The organism is Kordia sp. E (assembly GCF_056033805.1).
Window position 1 is genome coordinate 191,918 of record NZ_JBRASR010000006.1, and the last position, 17,222, is coordinate 209,139.

Annotated in this window: 19 protein-coding genes; 17 read left to right on the forward strand and 2 right to left on the reverse strand. The window is 31.8% G+C overall.

Annotated elements, in window-relative coordinates; translation table 11 throughout:
• Positions 1 to 5 precede the first annotated feature (5 nt).
• The 4 genes from ACUUYC_RS22840 (at position 6) to ACUUYC_RS22855 (ending at position 3,422) form a co-directional block, all read left to right on the forward strand.
• Positions 6 to 731 (forward strand): heavy-metal-associated domain-containing protein, encoded by a 726-nt coding sequence (locus ACUUYC_RS22840; RefSeq protein ID WP_474269716.1) that lies wholly within the window; start codon positions 6 to 8, stop codon positions 729 to 731.
• Positions 728 to 2,419: an efflux RND transporter periplasmic adaptor subunit gene (locus tag ACUUYC_RS22845; protein WP_474269718.1), complete on the forward strand. Its 1,692-nt coding sequence runs from the start codon at positions 728 to 730 to the stop codon at positions 2,417 to 2,419. Before ACUUYC_RS22840 ends, ACUUYC_RS22845 begins: the two co-directional genes overlap by 4 nt.
• Before the next feature lie 67 nt (positions 2,420 to 2,486).
• Complete coding sequence (locus tag ACUUYC_RS22850) at positions 2,487 to 2,888, forward strand: heavy-metal-associated domain-containing protein (protein ID WP_474269720.1); 402 nt, start codon at positions 2,487 to 2,489, stop codon at positions 2,886 to 2,888.
• 159 nt (positions 2,889 to 3,047) lie between these two features.
• Positions 3,048 to 3,422, forward strand: a complete 375-nt coding sequence (locus ACUUYC_RS22855; RefSeq protein WP_474269721.1) for a DUF423 domain-containing protein — start codon at positions 3,048 to 3,050, stop codon at positions 3,420 to 3,422.
• Between the two features lie 9 nt (positions 3,423 to 3,431).
• On the opposite strand, the gene ACUUYC_RS22860 is transcribed toward ACUUYC_RS22855, so the two are convergent.
• Positions 3,432 to 3,974 (reverse strand): hypothetical protein, encoded by a 543-nt coding sequence (locus tag ACUUYC_RS22860; protein ID WP_474269723.1) that lies wholly within the window; start codon positions 3,972 to 3,974, stop codon positions 3,432 to 3,434.
• A 134-nt stretch (positions 3,975 to 4,108) separates the two neighbouring features.
• Here ACUUYC_RS22860 and ACUUYC_RS22865 point away from each other — a divergent pair, with 134 nt between their 5' ends.
• The 8 genes from ACUUYC_RS22865 to ACUUYC_RS22900 all read left to right on the forward strand — a co-directional run bounded on the left by ACUUYC_RS22865 (position 4,109) and on the right by ACUUYC_RS22900 (position 11,931).
• Positions 4,109 to 4,888: a DUF3108 domain-containing protein gene (locus tag ACUUYC_RS22865; protein ID WP_474269725.1), complete on the forward strand. Its 780-nt coding sequence runs from the start codon at positions 4,109 to 4,111 to the stop codon at positions 4,886 to 4,888.
• Positions 4,889 to 4,921: 33 nt separating this feature from the next.
• Complete coding sequence (locus ACUUYC_RS22870; protein ID WP_474269727.1) at positions 4,922 to 5,245, forward strand: hypothetical protein; 324 nt, start codon at positions 4,922 to 4,924, stop codon at positions 5,243 to 5,245.
• Between the two features lie 255 nt (positions 5,246 to 5,500).
• Positions 5,501 to 7,066, forward strand: coding sequence for a M28 family peptidase (locus tag ACUUYC_RS22875; RefSeq protein WP_474269728.1), 1,566 nt, complete (start codon positions 5,501 to 5,503; stop codon positions 7,064 to 7,066).
• 191 nt (positions 7,067 to 7,257) lie between these two features.
• Positions 7,258 to 9,063 carry a histidine kinase gene (locus ACUUYC_RS22880; protein ID WP_474269729.1) on the forward strand — a complete coding sequence of 602 codons (1,806 nt, stop codon included), beginning with the start codon at positions 7,258 to 7,260 and terminating at the stop codon, positions 9,061 to 9,063.
• On the forward strand, positions 9,053 to 9,796 hold the full coding sequence (locus ACUUYC_RS22885; RefSeq protein WP_474269731.1) for a LytR/AlgR family response regulator transcription factor: 744 nt from the start codon (positions 9,053 to 9,055) through the stop codon (positions 9,794 to 9,796). Before ACUUYC_RS22880 ends, ACUUYC_RS22885 begins: the two co-directional genes overlap by 11 nt.
• Before the next feature lie 125 nt (positions 9,797 to 9,921).
• Positions 9,922 to 10,686 carry a hypothetical protein gene (locus ACUUYC_RS22890; RefSeq protein ID WP_474269733.1) on the forward strand — a complete coding sequence of 255 codons (765 nt, stop codon included), beginning with the start codon at positions 9,922 to 9,924 and terminating at the stop codon, positions 10,684 to 10,686.
• Between the two features lie 28 nt (positions 10,687 to 10,714).
• Positions 10,715 to 11,503 carry a hypothetical protein gene (locus ACUUYC_RS22895; protein WP_474269734.1) on the forward strand — a complete coding sequence of 263 codons (789 nt, stop codon included), beginning with the start codon at positions 10,715 to 10,717 and terminating at the stop codon, positions 11,501 to 11,503.
• A 218-nt stretch (positions 11,504 to 11,721) separates the two neighbouring features.
• On the forward strand, positions 11,722 to 11,931 hold the full coding sequence (locus ACUUYC_RS22900; protein ID WP_474269736.1) for a hypothetical protein: 210 nt from the start codon (positions 11,722 to 11,724) through the stop codon (positions 11,929 to 11,931).
• 133 nt (positions 11,932 to 12,064) lie between these two features.
• Here the strand turns inward: ACUUYC_RS22900 and ACUUYC_RS22905 are convergent, their stop codons facing one another.
• On the reverse strand, positions 12,065 to 12,214 hold the full coding sequence (locus ACUUYC_RS22905) for a hypothetical protein (protein WP_474269737.1): 150 nt from the start codon (positions 12,212 to 12,214) through the stop codon (positions 12,065 to 12,067).
• A gap of 204 nt (positions 12,215 to 12,418) precedes the next feature.
• Between ACUUYC_RS22905 and ACUUYC_RS22910 the strand changes: the two genes are divergently transcribed.
• From ACUUYC_RS22910 to ACUUYC_RS22930, 5 genes are all read left to right on the forward strand, one after another.
• Entirely contained in the window at positions 12,419 to 12,775 is a 357-nt protein-coding gene (locus tag ACUUYC_RS22910; protein WP_474269738.1) for a hypothetical protein, read from the forward strand.
• Positions 12,776 to 12,912: 137 nt separating this feature from the next.
• Positions 12,913 to 13,332 (forward strand): lysozyme inhibitor LprI family protein, encoded by a 420-nt coding sequence (locus ACUUYC_RS22915; protein ID WP_474269739.1) that lies wholly within the window; start codon positions 12,913 to 12,915, stop codon positions 13,330 to 13,332.
• Between the two features lie 96 nt (positions 13,333 to 13,428).
• Positions 13,429 to 14,199, forward strand: a complete 771-nt coding sequence (locus ACUUYC_RS22920; protein WP_474269740.1) for an XRE family transcriptional regulator — start codon at positions 13,429 to 13,431, stop codon at positions 14,197 to 14,199.
• A gap of 3 nt (positions 14,200 to 14,202) precedes the next feature.
• Complete coding sequence (locus ACUUYC_RS22925) at positions 14,203 to 15,588, forward strand: exonuclease domain-containing protein (RefSeq protein ID WP_474269742.1); 1,386 nt, start codon at positions 14,203 to 14,205, stop codon at positions 15,586 to 15,588.
• A gap of 145 nt (positions 15,589 to 15,733) precedes the next feature.
• On the forward strand, positions 15,734 to 17,158 hold the full coding sequence (locus tag ACUUYC_RS22930; RefSeq protein WP_474269744.1) for an SLC13 family permease: 1,425 nt from the start codon (positions 15,734 to 15,736) through the stop codon (positions 17,156 to 17,158).
• The last annotated feature ends 64 nt before the right edge of the window (positions 17,159 to 17,222 follow it).

Sequence of the window (17,222 nt, forward strand, 5' to 3'; positions counted from 1 at the left end):
AGCACATGAAAAAGACATATAACATCACAGGAATGACGTGTAGCGGTTGCAAAGCTAAAGTTGAACATATCTTGACGAACTTGGACACTATAACTTCGGTAACTGTGAATTTAGAACGTTCGGAAGCCATTGTAGAATCTCCTACTCTACTCGACTTGAATGTTGTGCAAGCTGCTTTGCCTGAAAAATATACCATTCAAGAACTAACAAAAAATGTTTTTGATCAAACAGAAACTGTTGAAAAGAGTGAATTACAACAACTATTTCCGTTGTTTCTAATCTTCTTTTATATCATAACAGCTGGAGTTTTAATGAATTTTAACGATTGGTCAACATCAGAATTCATGCTAGATTTTATGGGTTTATTTTACATTGTATTTAGCTTTTTTAAGTTTTTAGATTACACAGGATTTCCAAAATCATTTCAAATGTATGATCCGTTAGCCAAGAAAATTCCTGCTTACGCATGGATCTATCCATTTATAGAAGTGACACTTGGATTGTTCTTTTTATTAAGATTTCAAATTCCAATTGCGTTGATTACAACCATTATTATTCTAGGAATTACCACCATTGGCGTTACAAAAGCATTATTTACCAAACAAACGATTCAATGTGCGTGTTTAGGAACTGCCTTAAAGCTTCCGATGACCAAAGCTACTTTTATTGAAAACAGTATCATGCTAGTTATGGCAACTTGGATGCTACTTAATTTATACATTTTATCATGAAGAAATATATCATATACATCATTTTAATTATTGCAGGAATTGTAATTGGAAAGTTCGCCTTTTCAGGAACTACAACTTCCGAAACTCACATGCATGAAACTACTGAAACAGCTGGTATTTGGACATGTTCTATGCATCCACAGATTCAACAACCAGAAGCTGGCGATTGTCCTATTTGCGGCATGGATTTGATTCCTGCACAACAATCTACTACCGAATTGTCTTCAAATCAGTTTCGCATGACAGAGAACGCCATAGCGCTCGCAAATATTGAAACAACAACAGTTGATGAAGGAAATTCAGAAAGTACATCTTTACAACTCACAGGAACCATTGAAGCCAACGAAAAGACGAACGCAACACAAACCGCACATTTTAGCGGTCGTATTGAAAAACTGTATGTAAATGTAACTGGCGAAGAAGTCCGAAAAGGACAACGAATTGCATTGATTTATTCGCCAGAGTTGGTGACAACGCAGCAAGAACTTATTACAGCAATGCGCATGAAGGAATCGCAACCTGCATTGTACAAAGCGGTTCGTAATAAGTTGAAATTGTGGAAACTTACCGAAACGCAAATTCAACAGATTGAAACCTCTAAAAAAGTAGCTTCACAATTTCCAATTTATGCAAGTGTTTCTGGTGTTATTACTGAAAAGTTGGTGGAAGAAGGAAATCATGTAATGGAAGGTGGCGCATTGTTTAAAGTATCAAATTTAAATACAGTTTGGGCAAGTTTTGACGCGTATGAAAAACAATTGTCAAGTTTGAAAAAAGGTGATAAAATTACCATTACAACCAACGCGAACCCGAATGAAAAAATCGCGGCAACCATTAGTTTCATTGATCCTGTATTAAATACAAAAACACGAACTATTGCTGTAAAAGTTGAATTGAACAATCGTGCTAAAAACTTAAAACCTGGTATGTTTGTCACAGGAACATTACAGAATACTACAAAACAATCTACGGCAATTAGTATTCCTAAATCTGCTGTATTGTGGACAGGAAAAAGATCAGTTGTATATGTAAAAACTTCGGCAAACGAACCAATTTTTGAAGCAAGAGAAATTACACTTGGAAACGCTACTTCAGAAAACTACGAAGTACTTTCAGGACTTTCTAAAGATGATGAAATTGTAACAAATGGAGCATTTACAGTTGATGCTGCAGCACAATTGCAAGGAAAAAAATCTATGATGAATACGCCGAAACATACATCAACACAGGCAAATGTAACTAAGCAAATGGAGTTTGATGCAGCATTTGAAAAAGCATTTCGGCCAAGTATTACTGCATATGTAGCGTTAAAAGATGCGCTTGTACAAAGTGATACAGCTCTAACAGCTGAAAAAAGCGCAGCATTCCTAAATGCATTAGATCAATTAAATAAATCGCAACGAGAGACTTTAGACATGTACTGGGCAGTATTACATAAAACTTCAAAAAGTATCAATAAAGATGTACCTATTGAACGACAACGCAAAAGCTTTCAAATCATTTCCAATCATATGATTGCGGTTATAGAAAATTTTAAAACATTAGATCAAAAACTAACTGTACAATTTTGTCCAATGGCTGATGATAATAAAGGTGCGTATTGGCTGAGTACTGAAGAAATCATCAGAAATCCGTATTTTGGCGATGCTATGCTAACCTGCGGAAGTGTGAAGAAGGTTTTGGAGTAGTTTTGGGTGTTAGGAAATTTCAAAAAACAAACAAATAAACAGAGAATAGAACAAATAAACATAAAATATGAAAAAAGTAATTTTAGGCGTAATCGCACTTGTAGCATTTACAGTAATTAGTTGTAAAAACGAAACGAAATCAAAAGTAGAAACAGAAATTCCGACTACAACAGTTGAAGGGAAAGAATTATCAATGATTAACTTTGGTGTCCGTGGAAACTGTGGTATGTGTAAAACAAATATTGAAAAAGCAGTTAAAAGCGTTGATGGTGTTGCAGATGCAATTTGGGATGTAAAAAAGAAAAGTATCGCAATTTCATATGATGAAGCAAAAGTTAAGGAAAAAGAGTTTCATAAAGCTATTGCTGCCGCAGGATACGATACTGATGAAATTACTGGTGATAAAGCTGCTTATAAAAAATTAGCAAAATGTTGCCAATTTGATTCAACTATGGAAATGAATCAGTAATATACTTTACCTTTGCGTCATGAAACGAATATTAATAAATTTTAAAAACATCTTCTGTAAAGAAGCAATTTAAAATTTTTAATGTAAGAACGAAGTGGTAACACGCGTTCTTAATTTTATAATTAGATTTTTTTTGAATAGTTACTAAAATTTAAACGTGTGAAAGAATACGTATTATTAATTGCGGCTTTGTATGGCGCATTGGGAATTATTTTTGGAGCCTTTGGTGCGCACGCATTAAAAAAGATACTTTCAGAAGAATTATTAAAAAGCTTTGAAACTGGTGTAAAATATCAAATGTATCACGCCATTGTTTTACTCATCATAGGTTTTCAATTTTCGTTTACTGAAAGTCTACAAACTGCTGTTGCTTGGTGTTTTGTCATAGGAACATTGTTATTTTCATTCAGTATTTACGGATTGTGTATCAGTAGTGCAAAGGGTAAAAAACTGCGTTTTCTAGGACCAATTACACCGCTTGGTGGATTGCTATTAGTAATCGGCTGGATTTTATTAGGCGTTTCTTTTTTATAAAGAAGTCGATTAGTACTCGCGCTTTAGTTCTTGTAATGTTTTATTAGAAGTAATTAAACCATTGATTAAAAAATCGCGTAAATCCTCTAAATCATCATGCGGAATGTACTTTGCCCATTTGGTTTCTGTTGTGATAGCTTTGAGCTGTCGTAATACTTTGCGAGTTTCACCAGAAGTGCGCAAAACAAAGTCTGTGGCATAGCTTGGTTCTTCTTTATGAAAGTATTCGTATTTATGTGTAAATACACTCTTTTTAACGAAATACAGTTTTTCAACATCATTATCATTAAAAAAATGATTCCATTTGGCAAAACCTGTTTTTGTGCCGTTTCGAAAGTTTGAAGCATCTGTCTGTAAACGCCATTTGCACGTTGCTGCTCTTCCCCAATGTGAAGAAATACGATATACACCATCTTCAGTATAAAAGTACTGACTACCTGATCTGCTTGTATAATCTGGCTTTTTATCTGCCAAAATATTGGAATCTACAGCAGTAAAAATACAATAGGTATTTTTAAAGAAGTTTCGTTTGTGATATATAAATTTCTTCACTATTTTCTAATCATGTATTTTTGCCAAAGCTACAAAATGTAAAAAGATATTTTTAACGGAAATAAATGTTTGGCACAATAAGTGTTTAACTCTGCGTTATAGAATGAAATAAATAAAGAATAAATTAAAGGAATATGAAAAAGATCGTATGCGTATTTTTAGTCACATGTCTGTTTCAATTAACAGCTACGGCACAACAGAAAACGGCTTTTAAAGATGGAGAAAAATTAACCTTTACGGCATCGTATAAAATGTCGGGGTTTATGACGCAACTTGCGCAAGTGAGCATGGAAACTTCCGAAGTAAAAACTAAAAGTAATACATTATATCATTTTAAATGTCGTGCAAGTACCTTTAAAAAGTTTGATGCTTTTTTCAGCATTAGAGATTTATATGAGTCTTATGTAGGGAAATCTTCATTATTACCTTTTTTATACAGAAGAGATATTCAAGAAGGTGGCTATAAAAAGAAAATGAAGTATGTGTATAATCAAAAAAATAAAACCGTAAAAAGTACACAGACAAAACGAAGAGGTGATGGAACTGATTGGGTTCAAAGTAAAGACTTTAGCATTAGTAGTCAAGCTATGGATGTTGTTTCTACTTTATATAATTTAAGAAATTTACCTATTGCCAATGCTAGCGTTGGAGATACAAAAACATTCAATATTATTTTTGATAGAGAAGAAACTCCTGTTACTATAAAATTTATGGGAAAAGAAACCATAAAAGCAGGAAATTTAGGAACGAAACAATGTTACAAACTAGAAGTAATTACTTCAGGTGATTTCCTAAAGTCGGGAACGCTTTGGCTTACTGCTGACGCAAATAAAATTCCTGTACAAGCAAAATTCACAATTCCAATCGGAAGTGGTATGCTACAACTCACAAAAGCTGTTGGTGTTGCCAACTAATCATTAAACGAAAACCAAAAAGATAATAAAGACATGAGAACATTTTGTATTATACTAGGAAGTATTGCCGCTGTATTAGGTTTTTTACTTTCGTTCATCTTAGATAATTTTGCCTATATCCCTGTAGTGTTAGGAATCGTTTTAGGTGCAATTGCCCTTATCATTTCAAGAAAAAAAGGATTGCGCGAAAGTGTTCCAAAATTAATTATTGCCTTGTCATTTTTGGCTGGAGCTATCACTACAATGAACTTATTTAAAGAGAATAAAGTGGCTGTTGATGTAGAGCAAACAGAAAAAGAAGAAAAGCAAAAAGAGAAAGATCTTCAAGAGTTAGAAGACATTGAAGGTCTTGAATAGAAAATTCTCAAAAATATATAACAAATCTTACAAAAGTCTATCAGAAATATAACTGATAGACTTTTTTTATACGAAAAATAGAAGCCTTTCACATTTTTTTAAGAAATCTATAACTAAAATACGTATTGGTTTTCAGTACTTTTGGGCATCCTAAAAATAGTAGGTTGGGTAACTTAATTACAATGATTTAGATTTTGTTTGTCAAAACTAACATCAAATTTTACACAACTTTATACTTAATATAACTTTTAATAGATGAAAAAATTAGCAGCCTTAGCCCTTTTAATCATGATAGGATGTGGTACAAACCACAATACCGCAGAGAAGAAAAAGACTAAAAACCTTGACCCAGTTCCTTATGGAGAAACAATTACTGAAGCAGAATTAAAAACACATTTATACACGTATGCTTCTGATGAATTTGAAGGAAGAGATACTGGAGCTCCAGGACAAAAGAAAGCAGTAGCTTATTTGAGAGATGAATACAAAAATCTTAAAATTTCTGCGGCACAAAAAGATGGAAACTATTTTCAGAATGTTCCTTTACAAAAAGGTAGCGATTTAAAATCCGAATTAACAATCAATGGAAAAGACTTTCCTTTTGATGACCAATTCTTAACATTTGCTGCGAATGAAAAAGGTGTTAACAATATTTCTGAAATTGAATACATAGGATATGGAATTGACGATGAAAAGTATTCTGATTACAAAGGAAAAAATTTAGAAGGAAAAGTAGTTTTAATCAAAATTGGAGAACCAACAAATGCTGATGGAACATATATTGTTTCTGGAACGGAAGAAGCTTCAAAATGGTCTGCATATTTACGTCAGGAAATGGCTTCTAAACTAAATGCTGCACGCGAAAATAAAGTAAAAGGATTGTTCTTTTATGTAGATGATAATTACAGTCGTTTTCAAGCACAATTTAAATATGTAAAGAATAGTAGTAGAATGAAGTTGAAAAGTAATGAAACGAACAACTTCTTTTATTATTTCTTAAATACCGATGTAGCGAAAGCAATGCATCCAACAATTGCAGATACTGCAACGGCTAAAAAAATTGCAATAAATGCAAAACTTACGGTTGCTGACGAGATTGAAGAGATTAACTCTGAAAATGTTGCTGCAATTATAAGAGGTGACGAAAAACCAGAAGAATACATTATCATTTCAGCTCATTTAGATCATGAAGGTATAAAAGATGGAAAAGTATATAATGGTGCAGATGATGACGGATCGGGTACGGTAGCTATTCTTGAAATTGCTGAAGCATTCAAAAAAGCAAAAGCAGAAGGAAATGGTCCAAAGCGTTCGGTTGTATTTTTACATGTAACAGGAGAAGAAAAAGGATTACTAGGTTCTAGATATTACACAGATCAAAGTCCAATTTTTCCATTAGAGAATACTGTTACAAATTTAAATATTGACATGATTGGACGTATTGATCCAAAACGTACTGAAGGTGATCGTAACTATGTATATTTAATTGGGTCAGATAAATTGAGTACTGAATTACACGAAATTTCGGAAGCTGCTAATAAGAAGTATACAAACATTGAATTAGATTATACGTTTAATGATGAAAACGATCCAAATCGTTACTATTACCGTTCTGATCATTACAATTTTGCAAAGAATAATATTCCTGTAATTTTCTATTTCAATGGAACACATGATGATTATCATAAGCATACAGATACGCCAGATAAAATAAACTATGATTTATTGACAAATCGTACGCGTTTGGTATTTTATACTGCTTGGGAATTGGCAAATAGAGAAAATAAAGTTGTTGTTGACAAAGCAACAGAAACTAAATAATTACCACATACATACAATTAAAAAAGCTTCCAATATTGGAAGCTTTTTTTGTGTTTTAAAATAAAATTTCAAAATGAATAGTCTACACGATACTTGTTAGATTAAATCTATTTCAGTTCTGTTATTATTTTTTTTCCTATGTTTACTACATGTCAAAATATTGCTGTTATATATTTTTAGTATTTGTATTGATGAGTTGTCAAAAAGAATTGACCAATACAGAAGTGTCTCAAAAAGTCATTTCATTTCAACAAAAAACTTCAAAAAACACAGCAGATTCTACGTTTTACTACTTACAAGAAGCAGACAAACTAATTCAGCAACATATAACTATTTCTGATTCGCTACGAGCAGAAAACTTGTTTCTATTGGGTTTGTATTATAGAGATACGAATGATTTAAAAAAAGCTTCCGAATACTTTTATAAAACTACAGAAACACAGAAAGATTCTATAACTAATTTACGACAATTTTATCACTACTTTGTTGCTTTTGAAACCTTTAAAAATCTAGGTAAATATGGTGATTGTAAAACATTAACAGATTCATTTAAACGAAAAATTAATTTAGAAAATGATCCGCTAAATGCTGGGTATTATTATTACTTTTTGGAAGAAACTCACAAAGGAGCTTACGCATTTGAAAAAGCATTGATTGCTAATAAAAAGAGGATTGAAATTATTGCAAATAATCCTTCACTAAAACTCACAAATTATCAAGAATTGTTGAATCAATATAACATTCTAGATAATTTGAATCGTGCAGATGAAGGTATTTTAATATTAAACGATTTAATCAAGAAAGATTCGCTATTAACCACCGATTTAAAACGACAAATTTATTCTGTTAAAGGAATTCATGACTTTTATCAAAATGATTTTAAAAGTGCTATTAAAAATTACAAAAAGTCACTAAAAAATGTAAAGTTGTTGACCTTTTTCGATAAAAACGAATTGCTTGCTAATAGCTATTCTAACATTGCAGAAGCATATATTATTGAGAAAGATTTTGACAAAGCTCGCAAATATTTAGATTCTGCTAAAGGACAAAATTTTGAACAACTATCAACTGATTATCAGCGAAATATACTAAAATACGAACTAAGACTAGCAAACGACAATAATCAGTCATTAGAAACTATTGAAGATAAATTGGATCAGTTATTAGACAATCAAAATAAAGCGTATAAAAACAAATATGAATCTGAGTTAGTAGCGTTAAAAGAAGCTGCCGCTCAAGAAGAATTATTATTTCAACAAACGAAAAATACTGAACTCAAAAACATTCGCTTGCGGAATACCTTGTTTTTACTTTTTAGTCTTTTACTGTTGATTATAATTGGCGGAATGTTTTATTCTAGAAATAGAAAACTACGTTTTGAACATCAAAATTTACAAATGCAGCAACGTTTATTGCGCAGTCAGATGAATCCGCATTTTACATCAAATGTCCTCTACTCTATTCAAAATACAATCAAATTTAGTTCGGAAGAAGCTAAAAAACATTTATTGAAATTTTCACGCTTATTACGCTTGATTCTTGAAAATTCGACTAAAAATTATATTCAATTTGAAAAAGAAATTGACGCACTTAAAAAATACATGGATTTTCAACTAATTCGTTTTCCTGGAAAATTTAGATATACATGTACTTATGAAAATATGGAAGCAGATGATTTTATATTTATTCCACCAATGTTACTACAACCATTTGTTGAAAATAGTATTGAACACGGGTTTTCAGACATTGAAAGCGGTGGTTTAATTGCGTTAAATTTTACAAAAAAAGACACGTATATTTTGTGTACAATTCGTGATAATGGCAAAGGAATTTCTTCAGCTAAAAGCTCATTTAAAGACTCAATTTCGGTTAAATTAATTGCTGATTTCTTAAAAAAATCGACCAAAAAAGATATTTCTATAGAAACAAACACACAATCAGAAACGGGAGTTTTAGTTACCTTAGCAATTCCTTATAAACTTTCGGATGAAAATTAAAACCCTTATAATTGACGACGAAGCCACTATTCGTACAGACTTAAAAGAAAAGTTGCAAACACATTTTAGTGATACTATTGAAGTTGTTGGAGAAGCTTCTAGTGTTGCTAATGGAATTGCACAAGTACAAGTGTTAAAACCTGATTTAATTTTACTTGATATTCACTTAGGAGACGGAACAGGATTTGATATTTTGACAGCAATAGACAATAAATCATTCAATGTGATTTTCATTACAGGATTTGATAATAATGCCATTAAAGCAATTAAAGTTGGTGCCTTAGATTATATTTTAAAACCTGTAGACGAAAATGAATTTACAGAAGCAATTGAAAAAGCGATTACACTAAAAAGTGAAGAAAATCATTTGGACAAACTCATTGAAGTTTCCCAAGACTTTTTTGAAGGTGTTAAGGAGAAAAGAGTCATTTTAAAAACGTCTGATGCGGTATATGCAGTATATGAGAAAGATATATTGTATTGTCGTTCAGAAGGAAACTACACAACATTCTACACGCAACAACTCGAAAAAATAATGATTTCTAAACCCTTGAAAAAGGTAGAAGAATTGTTATCTCCAGAATTGTTCATTCGTTGTCATCAATCGTACATTGTCAATAAAAAACATGTACTTAAGTATGATAAAAATGGTGTACTCATTGTACATTTAGATATTAAAGTTCCTGTTTCTAGCCGTAGAAAAGACTATACTTTAGAGAAAATCTTCACCTAATTAGTACGAATTTGAAATAAACATATGCGAATTTGAAATAAGTAGCTTCACTAATCATTGCATTGATACTAGTTGAAAAATAAATACTTATTTTTAAATAAAAGTTCACCCTTAAACTATTGCATATGAGAAAAATAGTAATCCCTTTGCTGTTATTACTTTGTATCTGTTCTTGTCAAAAAGAAGATACTGTACTTGAAGAAGAAGTACAAACTATCGCAAAACAAAGCGGTTTTAGTACACTAGACGAATATAGTCCGCGAGAAATACTAGAAATTAATTTACGATGGACAGCGTATATTGCTGGAAGTGTGTTGCGAAACGATACTGGCGCACAAAATCAAGTTGCTTTATTACTTCAAAATGGAAACAACTCCATTAAGCTACATCAACTATTAGAAAATAATACTGCTTTCGCGAATAAATTTATTGAGCAGACAAATTTTTATTTACTCATCGGGTATCCAAATCATGATAAAACAAGACCAAATCCACCACCGCAAGGAATTGGTGGCGGACATTCAAATAGCACAGCAATGTTTATCAACTATATTTTGAATAACCAATGTATTGAATTGTACTTTCCAAAATCAATGAACTATTCAGTAAATTATAATATTACAACAACTGGTCATCCAATGAATGCCACAGACGATTCTAATGATGGAATTATTCGTTATTTCAATCCGCAATTAATGACACATAATGATTTTCAAGACATTTTTTCTACAACACATGATGTAATAGTTACAGATGCATATGTGCAAAGTAATGACAACATTATTATTGCGCGCCCATTTAGAAACTCAAATACGCCTATAACTGGAATAGATTGCTACTACACACAGTATAATGACATTCAAAATTTTACAGACTTTTTAGATTATTAAATCAAGGTTCACTTTTAAACTATTACATATGAAAAAAATAAAATTCTCGTTACTGTTGCTCATTTTTATAGTTTCTTGTCAAAAAGAAAATACACAACTTGAAGAAGAAGCTACACAAGCTCCTGTAACACTGAAGAATTTAACTATTTCAAACGACGATTATAGTGAAAGAGAAATGATGGAAATCAATTTACGTTGGACAGCATTTATAACTGGATATGTATTACGACATAGTACGGAAGCACAAGATGAAGTAGCTACATTGCTCCAAAACGGAAATCGTGTTATAAAGTTAAACGATCTGCTGACTCAAAACACAGTATTTAATATTGTTTTCAGAGGTTATATTGCTGATTATTTAAATATTACTGAAGGAAATCAAGTAGAACCTGGTGTGGATAAACCAAGACCAAATCCGCCTCCACAAGGAATAGGTGATGGAGAATCAGTTATAAATGGTAACAGTATTAATTACCTTTCGTTTTTCATAAACTACATCAGTACTGAAAATTGTATTGAGTTGTATTTTCCTAGATCAATGAATTATAGAGGTGAATATTCCATTACTACTACTGGACATTCAATGAATGATAAAAACTTGAATGATGGAATTGTTCGCTATTACGATTATCGATTAATTGATGGTCATTATAATACCAATGAAAATGTAACAGTAAATAGTACATATCTACAAAACAATGCAAACATTATCATTGCACGCCCATATAGAATAACAGGTGTTTCTACAACTGGAGCAGATTGTAGTTATAATGAATACAACGATATTCCTGATTTTACAGACTTTTTAAGTTACTAAAACAACTTAGTATTTACATATTCAAAAGCCGCTTGTCAATTTGATAAGCGGCTTTTTTTACGCCCAATTTTAATTGATTACGAATTTGAAATAAATTGCTACACTTATGAATTCTCTATTGTTTACAGTTGTTTCTCTGTGCATCTTTACAGTATAAGGCAGCAATAAAAGTTGCCAAAACACAATCTTTTAAATATTAACTTTAAACAATAACTATTATGAAAAAAAAGAATTTAAACGGAAAATTAAACTTACAGAAAAGCTTAGTATCAAACCTTGATGCAACTATTGTAAGCGGTGGGGAAGCAAGAACAGGGTTACCATGTTCAAATCATTGCACGAATGATTGTTCATTTCAAGGTGGATGTGGAACTACTGGACCAGCTCCATTTACAGTACATGTTAAATCTGATTGTGCTTGCTTATAAAAGTAATTTTTAAGAATAATGCAATTAATAATATACAATGAATTTCAATTTAAAAAGGTCAGAAGAAATTCTGACCTTTTTTTAAAAGCTTCCAATATTGGAAGCTTTTTCCAGTTTTAAGTATACTAACTACTTAAAGTTTTATGGTACAAATTGATCCTTTTTTTGTTACTTCAACAACAGTTGATTGTTGCGTAGTTGGCAAAGCTCCTCCATAAATACTATTTAGTGATACAATGTTTTGTTTTCCAATTGCTAATTTTTTTAGTGCTCGTTTTTTCATAATATTAAAATTTTTAAGTTAGTATTTTATATGAAAGGGTTCTACAGAAGTAATTTTGTTACCCGATTTTTGCTAAAAATATAATTCATACATATTTTTTTATCTTAATAACTCCTTGCGACAATCTGAAAATAAGGTATTTATACGCTATTTTAAATCTAAACTTCCTCCTAACTTTGAAGCGAATCATTAAAAAAAACAATCATGGCTACAAAATTGACCGCAACAATGACAATTCCTAAAGACGGAAAAAATATATGGACAGAAATGATGCAAGATCCATCAAAATTCAAAATTCCTGAAGGCGTTACCGAAGGTGGTTTTATGGCTGCTTCCTACGCAAAATTTTCTGATGGCGTTTCTGTATTTGGTGGTATCGCAGTAGGAACAGTCGATTATAACTATCCAATGTTTAATGTATTTGATAAAGATGATAATAGAATTGGTGGTTGGCCAATTGATCCAAGTGATTGGGAAGATTTTCAAGTAAACTCTGTTGAGTTTGTTTTGAATGATGCTGAAGATCCAACATACGTTTTAGATATTGTGGAAGCTAGTTAAACTACTTCAGAAAATATATAGTAAAAGCGAACTAAAAAGTTCGCTTTTTTTGTGACCTAAATTGAGAAGTAAAATCTGGCTACAGCCAAACACATAAAAGGCGTATCTTGCTATTTGAATACTAAATATAAATCGTTATGAAAAACGTATTGCTGCTTCTACTCTTTCTTTCCACATCATTTTATGGTTATAGCCAAGAAGAACATCATCCGATTGATATAGAAAACAGTAAATGTCTTGAAAATGCAATTCCTACTACAATTGGAAGCATTCAGTGTGAACAAGCAGCATTAAAAGCTTGGAAAAAGGAAGCTACGAAAGTGTTAAACTTATTAAAAGCCAAACCAAAACTTCTAGATGTAGCGTTACTAGAAAAAACGCAAGTAACTTGGCAAACATTTCATAAATCTGATGTGCAATTTTATTATTCGTATTACCAAAAAAGTTACCAAGGAGGAAGTTTGGCAATGGCTGCTGCGGTTAGTTACGAAAAAAGACAGCTTCGAAAACGTGTGTTATTCTTATTAGATTTCTATAATGAGCTTGAAAATGAATAATTAAACCTCTCATAATTAGTGATTTAAACAAAAACTATTATTTGTAGCAATTTTTACTTATATTTGTAGCAATACAAAATATTAATAATTGTGGAAATGAAAAATATTCAAATCAATATAAAACATCTTCGTTCGTTAAAAGGTTTTTCTCAAGAACGCTTTGCGCAAGAACTCGGTTGGACACGTTCCATAGTTGGATCTTATGAAGAAGGTCGTTCCGAACCACCAATTGATCGTTTAATTGATATTTCAGACTATTTTAGGTTACCGATTGATATATTGGTCAAAAATGATTTATCACAAGCAAAAGATACTTCATTTATGCAAATTGGGAATCAACGCTTGTTATTTCCGATTTCAGTAGATGAAAATGATAATGAACTCATCGAAATTATTCCTACCAAAGCATCTGCTGGATATTTAGCTGGCTATGCCGATCCAGAATATATTGAACAATTACAAAAAATAAAATTACCGTTTTTACCAACCGGAACACATCGTGCATTTCCGATCAAAGGAGATTCCATGTTGCCAGTAAAAGACGGTTCGTACATTGTAGCAAAATATGTAGACGATATTTCAGATATCAAAGACGGACGCACCTATATTGTGTTAACCAAAAGTGATGGTTTGGTGTATAAACGTGTGTATAATCATATTGCGGAGAAACAAACCTTATTGTTGAGTAGTGATAATAAAACCTATGCTCCGTATGAAGTTCCCATTCAAGAAGTATTGGAAGTTTGGGAATTTACATGTTGCATCAATACACAAGAATATGACGAAAAGGAATTAAAATTGAGCAGCATCATGACGATGTTTAGAGAACTACAAGTTGAACTAGAAGCTGTCCGAAAAATGTCGTAAATCATGCTAAAAAACCAACTCTATACTATTATTGATGTCGAAACCACTGGACGTAGCAATCAAATTACGGAAATTTCAATTTTCAAGTTTGATGGAACTACAATTATCGACGAGTTTACGTCACTCGTAAATCCAAACGCATACATTCCGACGCATATTACTGCATTAACAGGAATTGACAATGCTATGGTAGCAAATGCACCAACGTTTGCCGAAATTGCGAAAGATGTTCTCAGTATCACGGAAAATACCATTTTTGTAGCACACAATGTAAACTTTGATTACAATGTAATTCGCAATGAATTCAAAGTTATTGATATTGAATTTAGACGAAAAAAATTATGCACAGTTCGATTGTCAAGAACTTTAATTCCAGGGTTAAAATCGTATAGTTTGGGAAAATTGTGCAAATCATTAGACATTCATATTTCTGATAGACATAGAGCGCGTGGAGACGCTGCGGCAACTGTTATTTTATTCCAATTATTGCTTGCGCAAGAAAACGCCGAGGAAACATTTCAGAAATTTTTAAAACGTACTTCAAAAGAAGCAACATTACCGCCACATTTGCCAAGTAAAATATTTGAAGCACTACCGACAAAACCAGGAATTTATTATTTCAAGAATAAAAAAGGGAAGATTATTTATGTTGGGAAATCAAAAAATATACAAAAACGCGTTTTAAGTCATTTCTATAATAAAGCACAAAAAGAACTCGATTTATGTAGAGAAACTGCGGATATTGACTTTGAATTATCTGGAAGTGAATTGGTGGCGTTGCTAATGGAAGATGCAGCAATCAAGCATCATTATCCACGATACAATAGTGCATCGAAACGAGCGCCAAAAAGTTATGCCATTTTTCAATATTCAGATCGTCGTGGTGTTACGCATTTAGCAGTAAATGATGCTAAAATGATTCCAAATCCGTTAATTACATTTTATAATCTTCGCGATTGTAGAACCTTTATGGAACGTTTGTGCATGCAATTTGATTTATGTCCAAAATATTGTCATTTGCAGGAACGCGTTACAGAATGTTCACACTTTTTATTAGAAACGTGTCAAGGAATTTGCAGAAAAGAAGAATCAGTGAGCAATTATAATGAACGCGTAGATGCTGCTATACATCACGCATTGAATGCTTCTAAAAATGTTGTCATTAAAGAAACAGGTAGAACTTCCGAAGAAGAAGCATTTATTATTGTAAAAAATGGATTGTATTTAGGATATGGTTTCATTGGGAACGATTTACAAATAAGTCACACCAATGAATTGGAAGATCATTTAGTCAGACAAAAAGACAATGTAGATATTCAACGTATTCTGAAAAAAGTTTTATTAAACACTGCGAATAAAAATAGGCGTATTACTACAATTGCTTGCTGATTGATTCAAATCTATTTATATCCTTTCTTGCTAAAAATTAATTTCTAAAAGTTTACGTTTTGATGTAAAAAAGTTTTCGTTTCTTTACTTTGTAAGCCACACTCAAATAAATCAGATTTTGTATTGGTATCTTTAAATTAAATTCATGAAGAAAAAATTAATCCTACTCATAGGACCTATTTTATGTTTGCTATTTTTCTTTTCTCCGTTTCAAATAATTAGTCCGGAAGCAGACAAAGTAATTGGAGTTGTTTTATGGATGGTTTTATGGTGGATTACAGAAACAGTTTCTATATCAATTACAGCTTTAATTCCGCTTACATTTTTTCCATTGCTCGGCATCATGAATATCAAAGAAGTCGCAGGAAACTATGCGCATCCAATCATTTTTCTCTTTTTTGGAGGATTCGTATTGGCATTAGCATTAGAAAAAGTCAAACTACACAAACGAGTCGCCTTATTCATCATTAAACTAACAGGCACAAGTCCGAATAAAATTATTTTAGGATTTATGCTTGCTACTGCATTTTTGAGCATGTGGATAAGTAACACGGCAACTACTGTTGTAATGCTACCTATCGCCTATTCTGTTGTAGAATTACTGATAAATGACAAAGATGGTTTTACCAAAAAAGATAAAAATTTTGCTTTAAGTATTATGCTAGGTATTGCATATGCAGCGAATGTTGGAGGAATTGCCACGTTAATTGGTACACCGCCAAATATAGTACTCGCTGGTTTTATGGAAAGTGAATATAATTATAGTATTTCCTTTTTAAAATGGATGATTGTTGGCGTACCATTTGCCACAATAATGCTTTTCTTTATCTATATCATTTTAACGAAAGTAATGTATCCGAACAACTTATCTTCCTTTGAAAAATCAAAAGAAATCATTGCGCATGAAATAGAAAAACTAGGAAAGATTAGCAAATCTGAAATCATTGTGCTTATCATTTTTGCGTTGGCAATTTTCCTTTGGATCAGTAAAAATTATATAAACAGCATCTTTCCAACTTTAAAATTATCAGATACTACTATTAGTATGTTAGCTGCATTTGCATGTTTTACAAGTATGTACAAAGGCAAATCTATCTTAGCTTGGGAAGACACCAAAAGATTACCTTGGGGAATTTTAATTTTGTTTGGTGGCGGACTTGCACTTGCAAGTGGTCTTTCTAACGTAGGTGTTATTGATATGATTGGAACCGCCGTAAGTCAAAATAAAGCTTTAAGTATTTTACTTATTTGTAGCATTCTTATTACGGTAATGTTGTTTATGACTGAATTGATGAGTAATGTAGCATTGGTTGCTATTTTCACACCTATGATTGCTGGTGTCGCCACTGGGTTAGACATGAATCTTTTACACATTTTAATTCCTATTGCAATGGCTTCAAGTTGTGCATTTATGTTACCAATGTCAACACCACCAAATGCAATTGTATTTGCCAGTGGGCATGTAAAAGTAGCTCAAATGGCGCGTGCAGGTTTTTTGCTAAATATTATATCGATTGTTTTACTCGTTTTATTTTTTCAGTTTATTATTCCTTTAGTATTCACTTCTTAAAGAAATCTTAGTTGTGGATGTGACTTGTTTGATATAAAAGTTTACAGCCATCTTCTTTACGTTT

Excerpts from the sequence above, each read along its gene's own strand:
- ACUUYC_RS22840 (WP_474269716.1), top strand. The coding sequence starts at position 6 with ATGAAAAAGACATATAACATCACAGGAATGACGTGTAGCGGTTGCAAA.
- ACUUYC_RS22845 (WP_474269718.1), top strand. The coding sequence starts at position 728 with ATGAAGAAATATATCATATACATCATTTTAATTATTGCAGGAATTGTA.
- ACUUYC_RS22850 (WP_474269720.1), top strand. The coding sequence starts at position 2,487 with ATGAAAAAAGTAATTTTAGGCGTAATCGCACTTGTAGCATTTACAGTA.
- ACUUYC_RS22865 (WP_474269725.1), top strand. The coding sequence starts at position 4,109 with ATGAAAAAGATCGTATGCGTATTTTTAGTCACATGTCTGTTTCAATTA.
- ACUUYC_RS22870 (WP_474269727.1), top strand. The coding sequence starts at position 4,922 with ATGAGAACATTTTGTATTATACTAGGAAGTATTGCCGCTGTATTAGGT.
- ACUUYC_RS22875 (WP_474269728.1), top strand. The coding sequence starts at position 5,501 with ATGAAAAAATTAGCAGCCTTAGCCCTTTTAATCATGATAGGATGTGGT.
- ACUUYC_RS22880 (WP_474269729.1), top strand. The coding sequence starts at position 7,258 with ATGAGTTGTCAAAAAGAATTGACCAATACAGAAGTGTCTCAAAAAGTC.
- ACUUYC_RS22885 (WP_474269731.1), top strand. The coding sequence starts at position 9,053 with ATGAAAATTAAAACCCTTATAATTGACGACGAAGCCACTATTCGTACA.
- ACUUYC_RS22890 (WP_474269733.1), top strand. The coding sequence starts at position 9,922 with ATGAGAAAAATAGTAATCCCTTTGCTGTTATTACTTTGTATCTGTTCT.
- ACUUYC_RS22895 (WP_474269734.1), top strand. The coding sequence starts at position 10,715 with ATGAAAAAAATAAAATTCTCGTTACTGTTGCTCATTTTTATAGTTTCT.
- ACUUYC_RS22900 (WP_474269736.1), top strand. The coding sequence starts at position 11,722 with ATGAAAAAAAAGAATTTAAACGGAAAATTAAACTTACAGAAAAGCTTA.
- ACUUYC_RS22905 (WP_474269737.1), bottom strand. The coding sequence starts at position 12,214 with ATGAAAAAACGAGCACTAAAAAAATTAGCAATTGGAAAACAAAACATT.
- ACUUYC_RS22910 (WP_474269738.1), top strand. The coding sequence starts at position 12,419 with ATGGCTACAAAATTGACCGCAACAATGACAATTCCTAAAGACGGAAAA.
- ACUUYC_RS22915 (WP_474269739.1), top strand. The coding sequence starts at position 12,913 with ATGAAAAACGTATTGCTGCTTCTACTCTTTCTTTCCACATCATTTTAT.
- ACUUYC_RS22920 (WP_474269740.1), top strand. The coding sequence starts at position 13,429 with ATGAAAAATATTCAAATCAATATAAAACATCTTCGTTCGTTAAAAGGT.
- ACUUYC_RS22925 (WP_474269742.1), top strand. The coding sequence starts at position 14,203 with ATGCTAAAAAACCAACTCTATACTATTATTGATGTCGAAACCACTGGA.
- ACUUYC_RS22930 (WP_474269744.1), top strand. The coding sequence starts at position 15,734 with ATGAAGAAAAAATTAATCCTACTCATAGGACCTATTTTATGTTTGCTA.